The sequence below is a fragment of the Neobacillus terrae genome (assembly GCF_011393025.1).
In the GTDB taxonomy this organism is placed as follows: domain Bacteria; phylum Bacillota; class Bacilli; order Bacillales; family Cytobacillaceae; genus Neobacillus_A; species Neobacillus_A terrae.
The window spans coordinates 24,297-43,067 of the sequence record NZ_JAAOEO010000008.1 but is presented as its reverse complement, the minus strand read 5'-3'; the positions used below and the strand labels follow the sequence as shown (position 1 = coordinate 43,067).

At 39.7% G+C, this 18,771-nt stretch carries 19 protein-coding genes; 10 read left to right on the top strand and 9 right to left on the bottom strand.

What is annotated here, in order from left to right; genetic code table 11:
* Positions 1–21: 21 nt before the first annotated feature.
* On the bottom strand, positions 22–402 hold the full coding sequence (locus tag G8761_RS13080; protein WP_207789213.1) for a DUF1360 domain-containing protein: 381 nt from the start codon (positions 400–402) through the stop codon (positions 22–24).
* A gap of 247 nt (positions 403–649) precedes the next feature.
* Here G8761_RS13080 and safA point away from each other — a divergent pair, with 247 nt between their 5' ends.
* The 6 genes from safA (at position 650) to G8761_RS13050 (ending at position 4,923) form a co-directional block, all read left to right on the top strand.
* On the top strand, positions 650–1,213 hold the full coding sequence (safA, locus tag G8761_RS13075) for a SafA/ExsA family spore coat assembly protein (protein WP_166027661.1): 564 nt from the start codon (positions 650–652) through the stop codon (positions 1,211–1,213).
* A 164-nt stretch (positions 1,214–1,377) separates the two neighbouring features.
* Complete coding sequence (locus G8761_RS13070) at positions 1,378–1,722, top strand: lmo0954 family membrane protein (RefSeq protein WP_166027356.1); 345 nt, start codon at positions 1,378–1,380, stop codon at positions 1,720–1,722.
* A gap of 29 nt (positions 1,723–1,751) precedes the next feature.
* Entirely contained in the window at positions 1,752–2,399 is a 648-nt protein-coding gene (locus G8761_RS13065) for a PspA/IM30 family protein (protein ID WP_166027354.1), read from the top strand.
* A gap of 121 nt (positions 2,400–2,520) precedes the next feature.
* Positions 2,521–3,255 carry a cell wall-active antibiotics response protein LiaF gene (gene liaF / locus G8761_RS13060; protein ID WP_166027352.1) on the top strand — a complete coding sequence of 245 codons (735 nt, stop codon included), beginning with the start codon at positions 2,521–2,523 and terminating at the stop codon, positions 3,253–3,255.
* Positions 3,252–4,298, top strand: a complete 1,047-nt coding sequence (locus tag G8761_RS13055) for a sensor histidine kinase (protein WP_166027350.1) — start codon at positions 3,252–3,254, stop codon at positions 4,296–4,298. Before liaF ends, G8761_RS13055 begins: the two co-directional genes overlap by 4 nt.
* Entirely contained in the window at positions 4,291–4,923 is a 633-nt protein-coding gene (locus G8761_RS13050; protein ID WP_166027348.1) for a response regulator transcription factor, read from the top strand. The genes G8761_RS13055 and G8761_RS13050 overlap by 8 nt, the downstream gene beginning before the upstream one ends.
* Before the next feature lie 50 nt (positions 4,924–4,973).
* On the opposite strand, the gene G8761_RS13045 is transcribed toward G8761_RS13050, so the two are convergent.
* The 4 genes from G8761_RS13045 to mscL all read right to left on the bottom strand — a co-directional run bounded on the left by G8761_RS13045 (position 4,974) and on the right by mscL (position 7,698).
* Positions 4,974–5,699: a TrkA C-terminal domain-containing protein gene (locus G8761_RS13045; protein ID WP_166027346.1), complete on the bottom strand. Its 726-nt coding sequence runs from the start codon at positions 5,697–5,699 to the stop codon at positions 4,974–4,976.
* Positions 5,700–5,769: 70 nt separating this feature from the next.
* The gene (locus G8761_RS13040; protein WP_166027344.1) at positions 5,770–6,036 is read right to left on the bottom strand and encodes a hypothetical protein; all 267 of its coding nucleotides are present in this window, start codon (positions 6,034–6,036) and stop codon (positions 5,770–5,772) included.
* 549 nt (positions 6,037–6,585) lie between these two features.
* Positions 6,586–7,224: a Bax inhibitor-1/YccA family protein gene (locus G8761_RS13035; RefSeq protein WP_166027342.1), complete on the bottom strand. Its 639-nt coding sequence runs from the start codon at positions 7,222–7,224 to the stop codon at positions 6,586–6,588.
* A 60-nt stretch (positions 7,225–7,284) separates the two neighbouring features.
* On the bottom strand, positions 7,285–7,698 hold the full coding sequence (gene mscL, locus G8761_RS13030; RefSeq protein ID WP_166027659.1) for a large conductance mechanosensitive channel protein MscL: 414 nt from the start codon (positions 7,696–7,698) through the stop codon (positions 7,285–7,287).
* Positions 7,699–8,037: 339 nt separating this feature from the next.
* Between mscL and queF the strand changes: the two genes are divergently transcribed.
* Positions 8,038–8,535, top strand: a complete 498-nt coding sequence (gene queF / locus G8761_RS13025) for a preQ(1) synthase (RefSeq protein ID WP_166027340.1) — start codon at positions 8,038–8,040, stop codon at positions 8,533–8,535.
* Between the two features lie 190 nt (positions 8,536–8,725).
* On the opposite strand, the gene G8761_RS13020 is transcribed toward queF, so the two are convergent.
* A complete protein-coding gene (locus tag G8761_RS13020; protein ID WP_166027338.1) occupies positions 8,726–10,195 on the bottom strand; it encodes a LuxR C-terminal-related transcriptional regulator in 1,470 nt (489 codons plus the stop codon).
* 213 nt (positions 10,196–10,408) lie between these two features.
* Here G8761_RS13020 and G8761_RS13015 point away from each other — a divergent pair, with 213 nt between their 5' ends.
* The 3 genes from G8761_RS13015 to G8761_RS13005 are packed head-to-tail and all read left to right on the top strand — an operon-like array spanning position 10,409 to position 12,886.
* Positions 10,409–10,981 carry a DUF6230 family protein gene (locus G8761_RS13015; RefSeq protein WP_166027335.1) on the top strand — a complete coding sequence of 191 codons (573 nt, stop codon included), beginning with the start codon at positions 10,409–10,411 and terminating at the stop codon, positions 10,979–10,981.
* 17 nt (positions 10,982–10,998) lie between these two features.
* A complete protein-coding gene (locus G8761_RS13010; RefSeq protein ID WP_166027333.1) occupies positions 10,999–11,397 on the top strand; it encodes a DUF6114 domain-containing protein in 399 nt (132 codons plus the stop codon).
* Between the two features lie 13 nt (positions 11,398–11,410).
* On the top strand, positions 11,411–12,886 hold the full coding sequence (locus G8761_RS13005; RefSeq protein ID WP_166027331.1) for a hypothetical protein: 1,476 nt from the start codon (positions 11,411–11,413) through the stop codon (positions 12,884–12,886).
* Between the two features lie 467 nt (positions 12,887–13,353).
* Here the strand turns inward: G8761_RS13005 and G8761_RS13000 are convergent, their stop codons facing one another.
* The 3 genes from G8761_RS13000 to G8761_RS12990 all read right to left on the bottom strand — a co-directional run bounded on the left by G8761_RS13000 (position 13,354) and on the right by G8761_RS12990 (position 18,685).
* Entirely contained in the window at positions 13,354–14,586 is a 1,233-nt protein-coding gene (locus tag G8761_RS13000; RefSeq protein ID WP_166027329.1) for an aminopeptidase, read from the bottom strand.
* Between the two features lie 101 nt (positions 14,587–14,687).
* Positions 14,688–15,962, bottom strand: a complete 1,275-nt coding sequence (locus G8761_RS12995) for an MDR family MFS transporter (protein WP_166027328.1) — start codon at positions 15,960–15,962, stop codon at positions 14,688–14,690.
* Positions 15,963–16,594: 632 nt separating this feature from the next.
* Positions 16,595–18,685, bottom strand: coding sequence for a DNA topoisomerase III (locus G8761_RS12990; protein WP_166027657.1), 2,091 nt, complete (start codon positions 18,683–18,685; stop codon positions 16,595–16,597).
* Positions 18,686–18,771: the final 86 nt, after the last annotated feature.

Genomic DNA, 18,771 nt, shown 5'->3' with positions numbered 1-18,771 from the left:
AAGCACGCTTCGCGCGTGCTTTTATTTTTCTTTATGATTAATCTGATGGGAATAATAATCGACCTTCTTAATGTTAACTCCTACAAAGGTTTCAAGAATCGATTGTCCGCCCGCGATTGATAGGATAAGTATAAGGATGAAAGCGGCTTTTGGAAAAAGGAGGTATAAACCACCAAGAAATGTGGCGCTCCAAATTCCGGCACACCAATAACATTTTAATAGGTAACCAAACATGGATGCAGGAACTTCTTTTGACTTGGTCCCATTTTCTGTTTGAACCTGTATTTTTTTCATAAAAGGCCTTCGGATAAACTCTGTAATTTTATCAAAAACAATTAGATGTGTTAATCGATAGCTTGCTAAGATTAGCATAATATAAGTCATCCATGAAACGTGCTCCATCATATATCCTCCAACTTTTTTTTCGGCGGGGCCTTACAGGACCCTCCGCCATCTTCTTTACAGTTTCCCGCCCAGATGTAGGCTTAACCCTTCTTTTTCAATATTTTTGTGAAGTTTTATTGCCAAAGCAAAAAATAATAGGAGAATGTATATTTTTCACCTTTAAGCAAAAATATATATTCGGAGGTGCGTAAAAGTGAAAAAATCTTACCTGTTTAGTTTCTTATTCCTGCTGTCACTATTTTGTATGCCTGGAATCTCATTTGCCCAGCAAATCTATACTGTACAGCAAGGGGACTCATTGTGGAAAATCGCTGTCAGATTTCAGGTTGGGATTACGGAAATTATTCAGGCAAACCCGCAGTTTAAGAATCCAAACTTGATTTATCCCGGTGAAAAGGTAAACATTCCAAACTTTGACGCAGTGAAAAGTGTGGAACAACAGGTCATTCAACTAACCAACCAGGAGCGGGCTAAAAATGGCCTTCCGGCGCTTACAGCTGATTGGGAACTTTCAAGGGTAGCCCGCTATAAGGCTAATGATATGAGGGATAAAAACTATTTCTCTCATACCAGCCCTACATATGGCGATCCGTTTGCTATGATGCGGAATTTCGGAATTGTCTACAAAGCGGCCGGCGAAAATATTGCCGCAGGTCAATCAACCCCGCAACAGGTAGTACAAGCGTGGATGAACAGTCCTGGCCACAGAGCTAATATTTTAAGCCGAAGCTATACCAGGATTGGTGTCGGTTATGCAAAAGGCGGATCACAAAGATACTACTGGTCACAAATGTTTATTTCCAAATAAATGAGGAATAAGGTCATTTCTTGCTTCATAATCAGGGGTCAGTCCATAAAGGGCTGACCTTTTCTACGTCTCAGGTCCTATTTGAAAATCTGGCTGGAGCACGTTATAGGAGAAATGAAATAAAGGTAAGATGAAATCAAGATAACGAAAGGAGATAAGAAAACATGAAAAAATTTGGTTTGCTTGTTGCCGGAGGTATAGCTGCAATGGTTTTATTATCAACCATTGGGCCAATGATAGGGCTCGCAGTCAGCCTTGTCATCCTGTACTTTATTTTGAAGCAGTTCTTAAAGGCAGAAACAAAAAAAGGAAAAGTTGGAATGGGGATTCTTGGTTTTATAGTTCTGATGGCATCATTGCACAATGCACCAGCTATAATTGGTGCCATTGCAGCTTATGTTCTCTACCTTGTTTATAAGAAATGGAATGAGAAGTCCTACAGAGTAAAGGGAGAAAATGATCCATTTATGAACTTTGAAAAGCAATGGAATGAATTGAAAAATCATTAATCAAAAATGAATTAAGAGGAGAGATAATCATGACAAACTTATTTACACGAATCAAAAATTCAATTACTGCTGATTTGCATGAAGCGCTGGACCAAAAGGAAAAGAAAAATCCTATTACACTGCTAAATCAATATCTTCGCCAATGTGAACAGGAAACAGAGAAGGTCAGAAAGCTGGTTGAACGACAGCATTCATTAATCGAAGAATTTAGTAAAGAGAACCGCCAAGCTGCAGAGCTGGCAGAAAAGCGCAAGCACCAAAGTGAAATTGCTTCACAGGCTGGTGAAACAGGTCTTTATGAATTTGCTTTAAGTGAATACCAGCAATACACGGACCGGGCCAGCCATTTAAGTAAGGCGGTGCAGCAGGCGAAAGAACAGCTTACAGGGCTTGAAAGAAAATACGGTGAGATGGCACATAAATTAAAGGATATGCAAATCCGCCGTATGGAACTCATGGGCCGAGAAAATGTTTCCAATGCCTATAATCGTATTAATAAAGTGCTTGACCAAAATTCCTATTCCGAAAAGTCCTTTTCAAGGTTTGAAGAAATTGAAAGCTACCTGGAACGTCTTGAAAAACAAGTGACCCGCTCGCATTACCGAGACACCATTGATGAACGGATTGCACAGCTGGAAAAAGAGTTGAAATTTGAAGAAAGCAAGTCCATTTCATAAACAAAACATGGTATGCTAAAAAGGTGTGGACAGCTGCGCCTTTTTAGCATAAATGGCAGCTGCAAACTGTATAACAATTTTTCTATTAAAAATTAATTATTTTAGGGGGAGGGAATGGCCAATGCTGAATAAATTAAAGAATGATTATCCAAGCTGGATTGTGATAGCCGGCATTCTTCTTTTATTCTTGGAAGTTTTCTTTTTTAACAGCGGGCTTATCTTTTCCCTGTTAATTTCCGGATTTATGATTTATTTAGGAATGAAAAGGGCTCCAAAAAGAAAAGGAAAGTTACTATTTTGGGGCGGCATCATTATAACGGGTATTAGTGTTTTTAATATGATTACCTTTAAGTTCTTTTTGGCAGCTATATTAATTCACTTTTTCATCCAGTATTTTCAAACAAAAAAGAATCCTAAAATAGTTGTACCTGAGATTCTTTCGAAAGACAATTATTCATCAGATGAACCAATCCTTAGAAGCAAGCCTCTTTTTGAGAATATATTTTTTGGACAGCAAAAAACACCGCAGCATGCTTATGAATGGAACGATATCAACATTCAGGCTGGTGTAGGTGATACTATAGTAGATTTCAGCTATACTGTTTTGCCAAAGGGTGAAACGGTCGTTTTTATTCGTAATTTAATAGGAAATATAAAGATCCTGGTACCTTATGAAACAGAAGTCAGTATTCATCATTCCGTTATTGCTGGCTCTACATCAATCTTTGGAATTCAGGAAAACAAAACGTTTAATCAAGTCTATCAAATCCAGACACCAGGTTTTGAGAAGGCCGAGCAGAAAATTAAAATTATGACATTAATGGCGGCCGGAAACCTTGAGGTAACCCGAATATGAGTACAGTTCAGCGTCAAATTATCTGGGCTGCCAGCTTTGCGTTCGTGCTTGCCCTTGTTTTTTCTGCTGCTTATATTATGGTATTTCCTTTACAGGATTGGGCAGATTTATGGGACCGGCATTTGATGAACATACCTTTTGTTATTTTTGTACCGGTTGCGAGTGTTGGGATTGGAATTCTTTTTGGAATTGCTTCAGGTTTATATTGGAGAAAGCAGCTTCAGCTCACTGACCATTCACTTCATTTGTTAGAGGAAGGCCGTCATTCTGAATTGAAAGAATTACCAGCACTTACCGAAATGCAGTCTATCACATCCCGAATTGAAAAAATAGGAAGGCAGATAGCCGAGCAAACGATTCTTTCCCAGCGGCTTGCGACACAAAAGGCAGAGGATACAGAAAGCAGAATTCAGGAAATTGTCTCGCAGGAGCGAAATCGGCTTGCTCGGGAACTCCATGATTCCGTCAGCCAGCAGCTGTTTGCAGCCAGCATGATGATCTCGGCTATCAATGATTCAAAATCATCTTCAGACAATAAAGAGACAAGGCAAATGAAAATGGTGGAGGAAATGATCAACCAGTCGCAGCTGGAAATGCGGGCACTGCTTCTTCATCTTCGTCCAGTTGCCTTAAAAGACAAAACGCTTCAGGAAGGAATTGAAGAACTGCTTATCGAATTATCCCAAAAGGTTAGCATGAATATCCAGTGGAAAGTTGAAACGTTCTCCCTCGATAAAGGAATAGAGGATCATCTATTCCGTATTTTGCAGGAGTCTGTTTCCAATACATTAAGGCATGCCAAGGCTCAAAAACTAGAGGTTTTATTAATTAAGCGGGATGACCTTATTATTATGCGCATTGTTGATGATGGAATAGGATTTGAAGCAGAAGAGGGAAAAGCAGGCTCCTACGGCATGCAAAATATGCATGAACGGGCAGTGGAAGTAGGCGGAACTCTTAAGGTTGTAAGCGTGAAAAATAAAGGAACAAGGCTTGAGGTAAAGGTTCCGTCAATAGAAAACGGGGGGAATGCGAATGATTAGAGTGCTATTTGTGGATGACCATGAAATGGTGAGAATCGGGGTATCAGCCTATTTATCGGCTCAGCCTGATATCGAAGTCGTAGGCGAAGCCGACAATGGACAGCGAGGTGCAGAGCTGGCACTGGAACTTCGCCCGGATATCATATTAATGGATTTGGTTATGAAAGAGATGGATGGTATAGAAGCCACTAGAAAAATAATCGATCAATGGCCAGAAGCAAAGATTATTATTGTGACAAGCTTTCTTGACGATGAAAAGGTTTATCCTGCTCTAGAAGCCGGAGCGACCAGCTATATGCTAAAAACCTCAAAGGCAGGTGAAATAGCCAATGCGGTGCGCTCAACATACCATGGGCAATCCGTATTGGAACCTGAGGTAACTGGCAAAATGATGATGAAGATGCGGCAAAAAAATCAGCACCTGCCACACGAAGAACTAACCAGCAGGGAATTAGAAATCTTGCTTTTATTGGCACAGGGAAAAACTAATCAGGAAATAGCAGACCAACTCTTCATTGCTCTAAAAACCGTAAAGACTCACGTGAGCAATATCCTCAGCAAACTTCAGGTTCAGGACCGGACACAGGCAGTGATATATGCTTTTAAAAATTCGTTAATAGAATAAAGAAAGCTCCCGGACTGCCCGGGAGCTTATTCAATAGTGGGATGACCACTTTATAAATGTCCAGTTTTAATATTTTCAGCATTTGTGATTTTTTTTTCCTTTGCCTCAATTTCTTTTTCAAAGGCCTGTTTTAAAATGGTTTTATCTCCATAAATAATCAGCTGGTCACCTTCAACCAGTTTCGTATCCAGTTTTTCTTTTCGAATGACGACATCCTCCCCGCGCTTGATAAAAATTATATTCATATCTTCTGTAGCAAACTTTTTTATTGAGTCTCTTAAGGTTTTTCCGATATAGGAAGAATCATGATGGATGGGGATTTCCACAAATAAGTCATCTTCTCCTGTAAGGAAGACATCACTAACAGGCAGGTCCTCGAGATTATATTTTTTCTCCATTTCTTCCTGCAGTTTCTTTGAGAGAATTTTTTGAAGGGCTGGAATTCTTAAGAAAAGGGAGATAAATATCAGCACCCCGGCGCCATAGGCAATCTCTTTTGTCAAAAAGTTTTTTGCCAGAATATTGCTAATTGCTGAGATGATAACTGCCAAGGAAAAGGCTCCAAATAGAATTAAGAAAGCTCCCAATTTTCTTCTGACCGGATGGGAGATAATCAATTCTGATTCGCCGGTTGTAAAGCCTGTGCCGGTTAGCATGGAAATAACCTGAAACCTTGAAATATGTCTTTCAAGGCCAGTAAGAGTAAAAATAATTACATTGATTTCAATAACGGCTAAAATAATGACAATATATATGAGAATAAACAAATAATCCATATAGGTCCTCCATTGGCATCCAACGCCAATTTATCGCTTTAAACAATAAAAACCTAAGGAAAAGAACTCCTTAGGCATCATCTTGTTCTTTTTGATTGTAATAGTGGACCCCATATTGTGATCCTTCACTGACCATTTTATTATCATCTATATCCATTGGGTCGGAAAGCCCGGCTTTTTCAACCGGAAGACTATAGGCTTTGGAAGGAGAGAACTTATTTTTAACCGTTTGCACCATTCCTTGTAGGTCTACCTTATTTTGTCTCCGTGCAAGCATGATTAATGCTCCAATTCCTGCTCCGGCCAATACATAGGTTACGGTCTTTGAATACTTCATAAATTTATCCTTCCTCCTTCATTTTTATAGTATGGTTGTCTCTATCTTTTATATGTACCCTTAATAGCGTGAAAAAAAACCCGCAAGCCAATTTCTTCATTTTTAATTCATCAACATTCTGGAAAAGTACATTTATAGTCCCGTGGAAGATAGATCAGGATGTAACACAACAAAAAGAACAAGAGAAAAAACTGATAAGATTAAGTTATTTTGATGGATTGAAAGGGACTTTAAATAGAAATTACCTCGAATAATTTTTCCAGGCAGTAATTGATTTAATTCTGCCCTTGGGAGTCATTATTGAAATCAGCATCTGAATGGAATGAAAAAGTAATAGAGGCAGACCGGAATATGTATAAGGTGAAGAAAGTATATAAAGAAAGGGAAGTGCAATACAACTAATAAAACGGACAGCTGGAGCTGTCCGTTTTAAAAAATGAGGAAAGTATAATAGACAAATTATCGAGCTTCAGCCCAATCTATTTAAAGCAGAAATAATAACGATGTTTACAGAAGCAGCTGCTTTGCTAACGGGCGCTTCCGCTTTTCTTAATCTTTGCTTGAAAAAATCCCGAAAATACGAAGCAGGCTGATAAACAGGTTGACAAAGTCCAAGTAAAGGCTTAATGCCATTAAGGGAACTTCTTCAGCTCTTATTCCATAATGCTTCATTCGGCTGATATCAAATAAAACATAGCCGCTGAATACCAAAACTCCTATAAAGGAGTAGGCCAGCATCCCAGTAGAACTTAGAGGCCAAAAGATTGAGAAAATCGATATAGCAATTAGTGCAAGCAGGGCTGCCATCAGCATGCCGCCAAGGAAAGAAAAATTCCTTTTGGATTTAGTAGCGTAAATAGCCAGACCAGAGAAAACAGTCAATGTTGTGGCAAGAGCCAGAAAGACGGTGTTAGCCCCAGAAGCTGCAATATAATGGCTCACAATTGGATAGGTTGTAACCCCTGAAAGAAAAGTAAAGCTATATACAAAAGTGTAGGAAACAGCTTTCCTGCGCCGTAAAAAGAAGGCGAAAATAAGAAGCACAGTTTCCAGAATGGCAAGCGGCAAGAATAACCCCGCCGGAACATAAACACCTGCTGCAGTACCAAGAATAGCAAAGGCAAGAGACAAGGAAAAGGTCCTTAAAACCGAAGGCATGTATTGATTGGATGTTTGTGTTGCGTACATTTTTTCCACCTCGTGTTAATTTATAAGGCTGCAGACCAGCAAAACATCAGCTGCTGCATCCTACTCTTTATCATACGGATAAGATGGACGGGAGGTTTCATTTTCTTTTTGTTTTAAAAGATCTCTTATTTCCATTAATAGCTCTTCTTTTTTATCAATAACGATTAAATCCTTCTTTTCTTCTTCTTTTCTTTTAAAATGCTGCAGGAACCTTACCATAACAAAAACAGAAAAGGAAATAATGAAAAAGTTGACTACAGTCTGAAAAAAGTTGCCGTAAGCTACCACTGCCTTACCAACTTTAAATGACTTATCAGATAAATCTATTCCTCCCATTAATAATCCTATTATCGGCAAAAGCATATCATTCACAAGAGAAGTAACAATTTTTCCGAAAGCACCGCCAATAATAACTCCGACAGCCAGGTCGATAACATTCCCTTTGACGGCAAACTTTTTAAATTCATTCCACATTTGCATTTGATAAATCCTCCTAACCACAAGCAAAAAAGACTCTAAAAGAAAATTCTAACCTTGAATAGACGCTTTTTGCAAGCAGGGTTTAGCTGGGAATTCCAGAATTGGGATGTTGACACCTATCCTTTTTTTCACTATATTTACTATGACATAAAATTTCATTATACCGTACAGACAAGAGGTTCATAGCTGATACCCTCTATAAAAAACTATGGAATGGAAAATAACAGCCATGTCCTTAGGGTATGGCTGCTTTATTCTTTAACAGGAATTAATTCTTGTTTGGAATGCCTGTTCCTTTTGTTCATGCGGTTTTACTATAAGGAGGCAATTATAATGGCAGGAAGAACAGATGAAGAACTGGAAGGCGTTACGCTTCTAGGGAATCAGGGCACTAAATACTTATTCGATTACACACCTGATGTACTCGAAGCATTTGAAAATAAGCATGGAAACCGGGATTATTTTGTTAAAATGAACTTTCCGGAATTTACAAGCCTTTGCCCAAAAACAGGACAGCCTGATTTTGCCACCATTTACATCAGCTATATCCCTGATAAAAAAATGGTAGAAAGCAAATCATTAAAATTATATCTTTTCAGCTTTAGGAATCACGGTGATTTCCACGAAGACTGCATGAATATCATCATGAACGACTTAATCAAGCTAATGGATCCTAGATATATTGAAGTATGGGGGAAATTTACGCCAAGAGGCGGTATTTCCATCGACCCTTACACAAACCACGGTAAGCCTGGCACGAAATATGAACAAATGGCTGAATACCGTTTAATGAACCACGACTTGTATCCTGAAAAAGTAGATAATAGATAAAAACAAAAGCAGCTTCCCAAATGGGCAGCTGCTTTATTTAATGGATAAGATACTTTGCTCCTGGGCCCCAAGTCTATTCAAAGAAGCTAGTGTACGGCGTGTCGCAAAGATGCGTGGTGTTTATTCAAAGAAGGTTCTCCAGGAAGTTTATTTAGAGCATTTTCTTCACTGAACGGGCGCTTGCGATTTTCTATGAAATTAGCTTCATTTTTAAGGCTTTAACTGCAGCGTCGGTTCGATTTTTTGCATCGAGTTTTTGAATAATAGAAGATACATAATCGCGGACCGTATAGCTGCTTAGATGAAGCTGTTTTGCAGCTTCATTGATTGATAGCCCTTCGGCCATCAGTTTCAAAACTTCTTTTTCTCTTTCTGATAAAAGGCCCTTTTGCTTACCAAACAAATGAAGAGCTTCTCTCCAATAGGGATAGAGAGTTTCACCAGCAAACTGGCCAAATTTTATTAGTCCGGTTAACGTTTGGTGGCTTACCCCAAATTCCGAAGCTTCACCCTGATCGAGAAGAGCCAGCCCGAGCAGCTGGTTTTTTGATTGGAAAAATAGCGGGAGAATAACAAGTGATTTCATTCTATGTTCCTGTATATATGTTTCAGGCAAGGCTGCGGAAGCATTCGAAAAATAAAGTGGCTGAGCATGGGTCAAAGCATCCAGATAATCTTTTGATAGAGGAAGAGAAAAGCCATCTTCGTTTACGTACTGCCCCTTTTTCTTCCGTTCATCCGGTGAGTATAAATAGAGGGAGCAGCGTTTAAAGGGCATATAATCTGTGAGCCCTTCAGTTATGGCTTCTAATACAGATTCTGCATCCTGCACACCTACTAACCGCTGTAAAAATAGAAGAGCGGCATCTTTCCATTCCATTTTTGCTTCAAGCTGATGAAGTTTTCTCTGTCGAAGATACATTCTACTGACGAATTCCATTTGCTGGCTGGAAACCTCTGTGGCAGAATCCTGTACACACATAAGAAGAGTGTCATTCAAGCAAGGTATCTTAATAACATTAGAATCTCCCGCTAGTGGGTCAAGAAGTCTGGAAACAGCAACCGTAAGGACGTTCATTTCACCAGCTTTAAGACCAGTACACATATCAATTAATGGTTGAGGAACAGGATAATCATTTGAACAAACGACCTTTTCTACTCTTATATCACTTCGATCTTCCTTTACTACTGCAAGCCACTTCATAGGGATGATATTTGTTGCTATGATCATCTTTGCCCATTTTTCTATATGATCCTCCGTGTCCTGTTCTAATAATACCTGATCGAGAGTACGAGAAAAAAAGGACTGAATAGCCTGATGCTGAAGAAAAGTTGTACCTGGTCTGTCAGCCAGACATTTATGGAATAGGTTTTCAATTAAGGTTACGAGAAAAAAAGCTTCAACATCCTGAGAATGAATCGAAAAGTTCTTTCTCCATTCTGCCATTAAAGAAAAAATAAAGGAGTCAGCGTTCTCTGGCGGCTTTTTTGAAAGCTGTTGAAATCCAAAACGAAGGAGCATGTTTAATTCACTTACTAAGGAATAATTGCGTTTTTTCAAGGTGGAAAAGATTAAATTCCAATCTTTCATAAAGGGTTTTTCTAATGTTGCTAATATAGAAATTCCCTGCATGACCAGCTGTTCAACTTTCCGTTCCATTTCCTTCCTCCTTATTTACCTTTTGACTGTTATCAAAAGATACGATTACCTTTTTCTGGATATGAGTGTAGCAGTAATTTTATTTACCCGACAAGTGACGGGGGGTAAACTATTTTCACGATATTTTCCGTAGTAGTAGTTTTAAAGAAAGCAGGGTAATGTTAATAAAAAGGTAATTTTCAAAAAATTTAAAATAGTAAAAGGAGGACAAAAATGGAAAATGTGATTCAGTTGGTTGAGGGTTCAACAAATAAGAAGGTGTTTTGGTCATCGCTGGCAAGTGGTGTGCTCCTGCTTGGGCTTCTTTTAGTAACATTTGGCCTTTCCGGGGTAGCGTATGCAGTTCCAATTGCAGGAGTAGGGGACTTCTATGTTGAGTTTGATAAATTGGTAGGAACCGGTTATAAATTTTATCCTAAAATGGGAGAAACAAGCCGTGAAACTTCTGCTCCCCAAGGAACAAATTTAATTGATAATCTCACAATTAATAATTTGCACTTATACAAAGATTTTCAGGTAGGCGGACAATGGATTCGAGTAAATATAGTGTCATCACAGCCAGTACAAATCACGGGACTCCAGCAGGATGCCGGGCTTATTGAAGCGAATGCCAAATTCCAAAACCTAACTTTGCAGGAAAAGAAAAATGACGATTGGACAAAACAATTCCAGCAAACATCTTCAAATATTACTTTAGAAAAGGCCAAGCTCAAAACACATTATTTATTTCAAAAAACTATGAGTATGAACGGAATGAAACTGACAGTCGAACGGATTAAAAAATAGAAGGGAAGAACTAATAGATGGGAAAGAAAAAATGGAGGAAAACCCGGCCATTATGGGGAGCGTTAATTACTATTATTAGTGGCCTGATGATTCTCTGGGTTCCAACGAACCTTTACCTAAGCGCGTTCCTGCCCGGTTCAATGGCAGTGATTGGCCTTCTGTTTGGAGGGCTGATTACCTTAATTGGAATCCTGGCACTCTTTTTTCCCAATTCTTCAAAGCTGCTTGGGATTTTTACTATCTTTTTATCTGTTCTATCGGTTATTGGAGCACTGGGAGGATTTCTCTTTGGTACTCTCTTTGGAATTATAGGCGGTTCACTGCTGATTGCCTGGAGGCTGGTGCCTGCGGCTGAAGCAGTTCCAGAGAAGCAGCCGTCTGCCAAAATCTCTAAGACTACGGCTCACACTGGTTAAAGGAGATAGGTATATGTGGAGGCAAATAATAAAAAACAAAGGGTTTCTGTTCGGCATTTGTGTCCAGCTATTATTCCTCACCGCTTTTTCAATGGGCACTTCCGTGAAGGCGGCTGTCCAGGCATCAGATGGGTTTATCATCCAGGCGGACAGGGTGGTCGGAAGTGGAATGAGTGCCACCATTATAAGACAGGAAACATCTTCTTCGAGCGGAAAACCTATGCTTCGATTCCAATATAAATCTGCAACTATCTATGGAATGAGGCTGACCAAGAAAATCCAAACTGAAAACGGACCTATTAGTATTAGCTTAAAAGCTTCGGGTCCGGTTACCGTAAAGGGGATGACTGTGGACACCTCTGCAATCACTTTTCAGGGAGCTTGTATAAAGGCGTTGATGCCTGAGCCGGAAGCGGGCATGAATAATGTAGTTATGGTTGCCCACTATATGAACTCGGTGGATAGTAATATCGATCAACTAAAATTGGAAACGGTATCAGGAAGTGTTGGCCCTGATAAACCGGACACCGTTAAAATTCTAAAGGAACTTGCCGGTCTGCCTGCTAATCAAATAGACAGCGAGATTAAGAATATAAACAGCAGCCATCTCCCACTAACTTGTGATGATCCTGCAAAAGAAGGTTCTATTGGAGATACTGCTAAACTGGACCAGGATCTTAAAAAAGCGATTGATATAGCAGATGTTATAACCAATCCTGTCCAAGGAACAATCGGAGCGATAACCCAGCCACTTGTACCAGTTACTGATTTTATTGGAGAGGTGACCAAACCGCTGGAGCCAGTAACAGATACCATCGGAGAAGTTACGAAGCCATTGAAACCAGTGACAGATACTATCGGAGAAGTTACGAAGCCATTGAAACCAGTGACAGATACTATCGGAGAAGTTACGAAGCCATTGAAGCCCGTAACAGATACCATTGGAGAGGTTACGAAACCACTTGACCCTGTTAAAGATAAGGTAAATGACACAGTCAAAAAGCTTGATCCTGTCGTTAAACCTGTTACAGACAAAGTTGGAGAGACTGCAGCTAAGCTCGACCCTGTAACCAAACCAATTTCTAAGACTGCTGAAAAAGTTACTCTGCCTGTCCAGGAGACAGTAAAGCCAGTGGTTCAAACGACGACACAAACGACTCAGAAGGTCGTCACCACTACTGTTCAGACAGCCCAGCAAAAAATTGACGCAACCTGCAGCCAAATCAGCAGCTCGGGCGGACAAATCACCAAGGAAAATGCTCTAACGTTAATTAATGGTGCAATCGCCAACAAAAAAACACTTGAGGATATGTGCAGCACAACTAGCCTGAAGGATACCATTAAAAAATGGGACGATTCATTGCTGAAATCGCTGGGCCTGTTAAACATATTCGGCAAAAAGCTGCTCAGTGATCCAATGAAAGAACTAGAAAAAATGCGTGAACAAATTTCAAGCCAGAAAGACGGTACTATCATTTATAAGCCATAGAAAAAGAGGCTTCCCCATGGCGGGAAGCCTTTTTTTTGATGTGAATGGTGTATACCCATTTAGGTATCTTTAATTAATTTTTATAAGAATCAGCCATGAAATTCAAGATTTTCTAAGAAAAGTTTGTATTTTACCTTAAAAGAGTCATCTTTTTTATAAAAAATAACGATTCTATACGGAGATATTGTCTCTAAACAGGGAATATACCCTATAGTTTTCATGCAAATGCACGGGTTTCTATGGGGAATGCACGAATTTACAAAGAGAATGCACGAATCTTCGAAGGAAATGCACAAATTTACAAAGAGAATGCACGTTTTCACAAAGGAAATGCCCGAGTTAATCCTTAAATGCACAACTTACCAGAGCAATAACCGCTTAATAAAGTGTTTGCCCGAGTTGAGGTGGATATGCCCAAACGCCAGGCAAAGCCGCTTTAAAAAATTAATCAAACGTTTGATTAATTTTTAGAATGCCCAGCTTCCATTACGGAAAATGGCTTCAGATGTACCGTCTTCAGTCACTCCGTCAATGTCCATTTCAGCAGAGCCAATCATGAAGTCCACATGTGTAAGACTTTGATTTAAGCCAGCTTTTTCTAGTTCCACAGAGGACATTTTTTTGCCGCCTTCCACACAAAAAGCATACGCGCTTCCAATTGCCAGGTGGTTCGAAGCGTTTTCATCAAATAATGTATTAAAGAATAATACATTCGATTGAGAAATGGGAGAATTATAAGGGACTAATGCAACTTCTCCAAGATAATGAGACCCCTCATCTGTTTCAACAAGTCTTTTAAGAATTTCTTCTCCTGCTTCTGCTTTTACATCTACAATACGGCCATTCTCAAAAGTAACGGAAAACTTATCGATGATATTACCACCGTAGCTGAGTGGCTTGGTGCTTGAAACAACTCCATTTACACCAGTTTTTAAAGGAACTGTAAATACTTCCTCGGTTGGCATGTTTGCCATAAATTCATGGCCGCTTTCATTTATGCTTCCTGCACCAACCCAGATATGTCCTTTGGGAAGTTCAATGGTCAAATCAGTACCTGGAGCTTTGTAAACAAGCTTCTGGTAACGTTTATCGTTAAGGTAGGTAGCTTTTTCATGAAGAGTTTTATCATGATTTTTCCATGCTTCTACAGGATCCTCATGATAAACACGAGTTGCTGTAAAAATGGCATCCCAAAGCTTGCTGACTTGTTCTTCTTGATTAGCTTCAGGAAAAACCTTTGCAGCCCAGTCTGATGAAGGAGCAGCTATAACGGTCCAGCTAACCTTATCTGACTGTATGTATTGACGATATTTAGACAGTGCTTTTCCAGCCGCTTTTTGGAAAGTTGCGATTCTTTCTGGGTTTACCCCTTTGAGAAGGTCGGGACTTGAAGAAACAATGGACATAAACGCTGCACCTTTTTCAGCGAGTTCTTCCGTTTCTTTTGCACGCCAAACTGGGTACTCAGTAAATGCTTCCTCTGGAGCAAGATCATATTTTGTACGATTGACGGTATCGTCATTCCAGTTCACAACCACATTTTGTGCACCAGCTTCATATGCCTTTTTTACGACTAAACGAACAAATTCAGCTGCATCAAGTGTGGTATTTACTACTAATGTTTGTCCTTTTTGAACATTAACGCCAACCTTAACGGCAAGCTCAGCGTATTTTTCCAGGTTCTTTTGAAAGTCACTCATTGTTTTGTCTCCTTTAACGGAATTTTCATATTTAATTGTATCTTTTTTATCTGTAAAAAGAAACCTATTCAACCGCGGAAGCTATGTAATAAAAAAAGGGCTTATTGCAGCCCCATTGCTTTTTTTCTATTCTTTTCAAAAATCATAAACATGAACCAATAAATTCCCGCACTGGCCAGTGACAATAAAAATAGTGCAAAGAATGTCCAGTGGTATCCAACCCAGGTGGTCATTGGAATGGATAGGGGAGCGATGGTCCTTCCCATTGTATACCTAAGGCTCGCAGCAGCAAAGTATTGGCCTCTCATATGCTTGGGCGCCAACTTTGAAACAAAGCTTTGCTGGAGACCAGCGGTCATTAATTCTCCGAAAGTGAACAATGCCATTGCAAAAATAAGTCCCCAAATCCATTTGGTTTGGCCGAAATAAAGGATAGCCGCAGCATAGAAAAGAGAGGCTGCAACAAAAACATTTCGTTCTTTGTATTTTAACATCCATTTGGTTACATAGACTGTTAGTAATGCGACCAACAATCCATTTTCTGAAAGAACGATACCAAATGCCTGTGCCCCTTTTACTTCAAATGACCAGCGTCCCAAAGATAACAATGTCTGAGTTCCTACGGTGTCTTTTATATAAACAGGCAGAAGCAAATCCAGCTGCATAAAGGTTTGGCCTGCAATTACGCCTGCAATAATGAACAATAGGAATGTTTTATCTTTAATAATAACAGCATAGTCACGTATTTGATTTCGTAAAAAGTAATACCACTTTCCTTCATTGTCCCATTCCTTTTTTATGGCTGGGACGGTTTCCCGTGTCCACTTCGTCAGAACGAAACCTAGGAGGATACAAACAACTCCGGCAATGAGCATTACTTGAAAAGGGTAGCGGACATAAAAGATGGCACCCAAAATCGGACCGCAGACAACAGCAATATTGATTGAAGTATAAAATATGGCAAAAACAGAGCTTCTGTCCTTTTCCTCAACTACATCCGCAACCATTGCCTGGCTTGCTGGCCAATAGATGGATCCAAAAACTCCCGCAACTGCGAAGCAGATAAAGCTGATCCAGGGGGCATGAAGCCAAGGGGAATTCGCCAAGCCAAATCCAGCGAAAGCTAACCCTTGACCAATAGAGGAGATAACCATCATTCTTTTTCGTCCAAAGCGGTCAGCGCAATATCCCCCAAGCAGATTGGCAAAAACGGAAAAGATCTGCGAAAAAATAAGCAATAAACCGGCTTTGTTTTTTCCAAACTCATCGGAAAAATAAATCGTCAAAAACGGAAAAAACATCCAAAAGGTTATATTCATTAACGCTTCGCCAAAAAGGCGAACCTTTAAATTTGAATCCCAATCTCTAATTCTCATCAAAAATCCTCATTTCATACAGCTAACTTGAAACTTAAATAACGCCTAACTATCATACTATCGGACATCAAGAACTTACAAGAGAAAACAGGCTGGCTAGAAGGAGTTCTGAAAGGGAACGGGATAGGAAAAAGTGAAGTTTCACAAAATGAGGTAGATGTTTTTTTCTAGCGAAATTGTGGGGTACCGGCCAGAAACTGGTCCTTTTTAATGGTAATTAAAAGTTTTCGAATTTTGTGAGTAGCTTGTAAGGGGAAGCTTCTTTAACAAACAAAATCTCACATTCTTTATGTTTTTTTGAAATTTATTTATGTAAAAACGTCTAGCTACTCATTAAATGAAGATAGTTTTACAGGAAAAACACTAAAAATAGACTGTGAGAAAGATATTTTTAAAATTTAAATGGGAAATTCATCATTTTAGGAAAAGAATGCACGATTTCGAGGAAGAAATGCACGAAATCGAGGAAAGAATGCACGATTTCAGAAAGGAAATGCACGGAGTTGAAAAAGGAATGCACGATTTCAAGGAGGAAATGCACGTATTTATATCGGAATGCACACCAAAACGGGGACGAAGTTCAATTGGAATCCAATTAAAAAAACCGGGCAATATGCCCGGTTCACAACATTTTAGTCTTCTTTATTTAATGCTTGTTTCAGCAAATCGCCAAGGCTTGTTCCAAAGTCCTCTTTTTGTGTGTACTTATGGACAAGCTTCCGTTCTTCGCGCTTGTTGACCGCCTTCTTCTTTTCCTCCGCTTTTTCCACAATGTTACAGCGGCGGCATTGGAAGTAAACTCCTGCTTTTCCTTCGTGAAGCTCCATTTTCTTATGGCATTGCGGACATCTGCGGTTGGACAGCTTTGGATCCTTCCGTCTGCGATAGGAACATTCAAGGTTCGAACAGACTAGAATTTTTCCATCCTTTGTATTTCTCTCTTTTAGGAAGGAGTCGCATTCCGGACATTTAGAGCCAGTGAGATTATGTGCACGATAGGACTTATCACTGATTTTAACTTCAGATACAAGCTGTTCTGTCTGCTTCCTGATTTTTTTAGAAAATGCTTTAGGATCAGCTTTACCCTTTGAAATTAACTCAAGCTCCTTTTCCCATTTAGCTGTAAGTTCAGGTGATGTTAGCTCATCATTTACCAATTCAATAAGCTGCTGTCCTTTTTTAGTAGGATGGAAACGCCCGTTTTTGCGCTCGACCACTTCGGTTTCAACTAGGCGTTCAATAATCTCTGCTCTAGTTGCCGGTGTTCCGAGCCCGAACTTTTCCATTTGTCCCAATATATCAGCTTCAGAATAACGGGTCGGAGGTTCGGTCCATTTTTGCTGGAGAGAAGGCTCTTTTATATTGAAAGACTGTCCCTGGGAAAGCTTTTGCATGGATTGCTTTTCAAGAGGAGCATCCTCTTTGCCCAATATCTGTTTAAAGCCTGGATTAATAATAACTGTTTCAATTGCTTTAAATGTTTCGCCCTCTGCCTTAAATACGGTCTGTATAGTTTCATACTCATAGGCTGGCAAAAATAAAGTCAGAAATCTGCGGGCAATCATGTCATATAGCTTTCGTTCATCATTATCCAAATCACTAAGCACCAGACGTTCTTCAGTAGGAATAATCGCGTGGTGATCTGTTACTTTTTCATTATTAAATACGCGCTTACCTAGTACCTTCCCTTTATTAGCAATAAGCGGACGGATTTCCTCTTTATAACCTGAACTCATTCCTTGAAGCCGGTCGAGCATAGTTGATTCCATGTCAGAGGTTAAATATCGGGAATCGGTCCGAGGATAGGTAACAATTTTATATTGTTCATAGAGCCTCTGCAGGGTGGATAAAGTCTTTTTAGCTGAAAATCCGAATCGTTTATTTGCATCTCTTTGCAATTCGGTTAAATCGTAAGGCAGTGGCTGCGGCTCACTCTTTTTCTTTCGGTCGATCTTCTCGATAACAGCCTTAGCACCTTGCAAATTCCCAACAATTTTTTCTGCAGCTTCTTTATCGAAAATTCGTTTCTCATTATTTTTTTCCCAATCAGCTGTAAATGGACCAATATCTGCTTTGATTGTCCAATATTCTTTAGGTGTAAATTTCTGTATTTGCGCTTCACGCTCCATAACCATAGCAAGAGTTGGTGTCTGGACACGGCCTGCAGAAAGAGGATCTTTGTATTTCGTGGTTAAAGCCCTTGTAATATTCAATCCAATCAGCCAGTCAGCCTCTGCCCGGCACACGGCTGAATGGTAAAGATTATCAAACTCTTTCCCCGGTTTTAGATTCCGGAAGCCGTCTTTAATAGCCCGATCGGTTTGGGAGGAAATCCACAGGCGCTTAATAGGCTTGTTCCAATTCGCTTTTTCAAGAATCCAGCGTGCTACAAGCTCCCCCTCACGGCCAGCATCGGTGGCAATAATGCACTCCTTAATGTCTTTCCGTTTCATCAAACTTTCTATCGCTCTGTATTGGTGATTTGTCTGCTTGATCACCTGCAGCCCCATTTTAGGAGGAATGATCGGAAGGTCCTCCAGATTCCAGGTTTTATATTTATTATCATAATGCTCCGGCATTTTAAGCTCGATCAAATGTCCAAGCGCCCAAGTCACAATATACTGGTCGCCTTCTAAATAACTTTTATGTGTTTGTCTGCAACCGAGAACACGTGCCAGTTCCCGGGCAACACTCGGTTTTTCTGCAAGTACAAGAGATTTCATAATGACTCCTTTCCAAATAGGCAAATTAACCTCCCTACAGTATAACGGATATTTTGTGATTTTTGTAATCGGGCAGTTTAAAAGGT

Bases quoted from the DNA above. Each gene is read 5' to 3' on its own strand.
- G8761_RS13070 (WP_166027356.1), top strand. From the start codon at position 1,378: ATGAAAAAATTTGGTTTGCTTGTTGCCGGAGGTATAGCTGCAATGGTT.
- G8761_RS13040 (WP_166027344.1), bottom strand. From the start codon at position 6,036: ATGAAGTATTCAAAGACCGTAACCTATGTATTGGCCGGAGCAGGAATT.
- G8761_RS13005 (WP_166027331.1), top strand. From the start codon at position 11,411: ATGTGGAGGCAAATAATAAAAAACAAAGGGTTTCTGTTCGGCATTTGT.
- G8761_RS13010 (WP_166027333.1), top strand. From the start codon at position 10,999: ATGGGAAAGAAAAAATGGAGGAAAACCCGGCCATTATGGGGAGCGTTA.
- safA (WP_166027661.1), top strand. From the start codon at position 650: ATGCCTGGAATCTCATTTGCCCAGCAAATCTATACTGTACAGCAAGGG.
- mscL (WP_166027659.1), bottom strand. From the start codon at position 7,698: ATGTGGAATGAATTTAAAAAGTTTGCCGTCAAAGGGAATGTTATCGAC.
- G8761_RS13080 (WP_207789213.1), bottom strand. From the start codon at position 402: ATGGAGCACGTTTCATGGATGACTTATATTATGCTAATCTTAGCAAGC.
- G8761_RS13045 (WP_166027346.1), bottom strand. From the start codon at position 5,699: ATGGATTATTTGTTTATTCTCATATATATTGTCATTATTTTAGCCGTT.
- G8761_RS13000 (WP_166027329.1), bottom strand. From the start codon at position 14,586: ATGAGTGACTTTCAAAAGAACCTGGAAAAATACGCTGAGCTTGCCGTT.
- queF (WP_166027340.1), top strand. From the start codon at position 8,038: ATGGCAGGAAGAACAGATGAAGAACTGGAAGGCGTTACGCTTCTAGGG.
- G8761_RS13050 (WP_166027348.1), top strand. From the start codon at position 4,291: ATGATTAGAGTGCTATTTGTGGATGACCATGAAATGGTGAGAATCGGG.
- liaF (WP_166027352.1), top strand. From the start codon at position 2,521: ATGCTGAATAAATTAAAGAATGATTATCCAAGCTGGATTGTGATAGCC.
- G8761_RS13015 (WP_166027335.1), top strand. From the start codon at position 10,409: ATGGAAAATGTGATTCAGTTGGTTGAGGGTTCAACAAATAAGAAGGTG.
- G8761_RS13055 (WP_166027350.1), top strand. From the start codon at position 3,252: ATGAGTACAGTTCAGCGTCAAATTATCTGGGCTGCCAGCTTTGCGTTC.
- G8761_RS13035 (WP_166027342.1), bottom strand. From the start codon at position 7,224: ATGTACGCAACACAAACATCCAATCAATACATGCCTTCGGTTTTAAGG.
- G8761_RS13020 (WP_166027338.1), bottom strand. From the start codon at position 10,195: ATGGAACGGAAAGTTGAACAGCTGGTCATGCAGGGAATTTCTATATTA.
- G8761_RS13065 (WP_166027354.1), top strand. From the start codon at position 1,752: ATGACAAACTTATTTACACGAATCAAAAATTCAATTACTGCTGATTTG.
- G8761_RS12990 (WP_166027657.1), bottom strand. From the start codon at position 18,685: ATGAAATCTCTTGTACTTGCAGAAAAACCGAGTGTTGCCCGGGAACTG.
- G8761_RS12995 (WP_166027328.1), bottom strand. From the start codon at position 15,962: ATGAGAATTAGAGATTGGGATTCAAATTTAAAGGTTCGCCTTTTTGGC.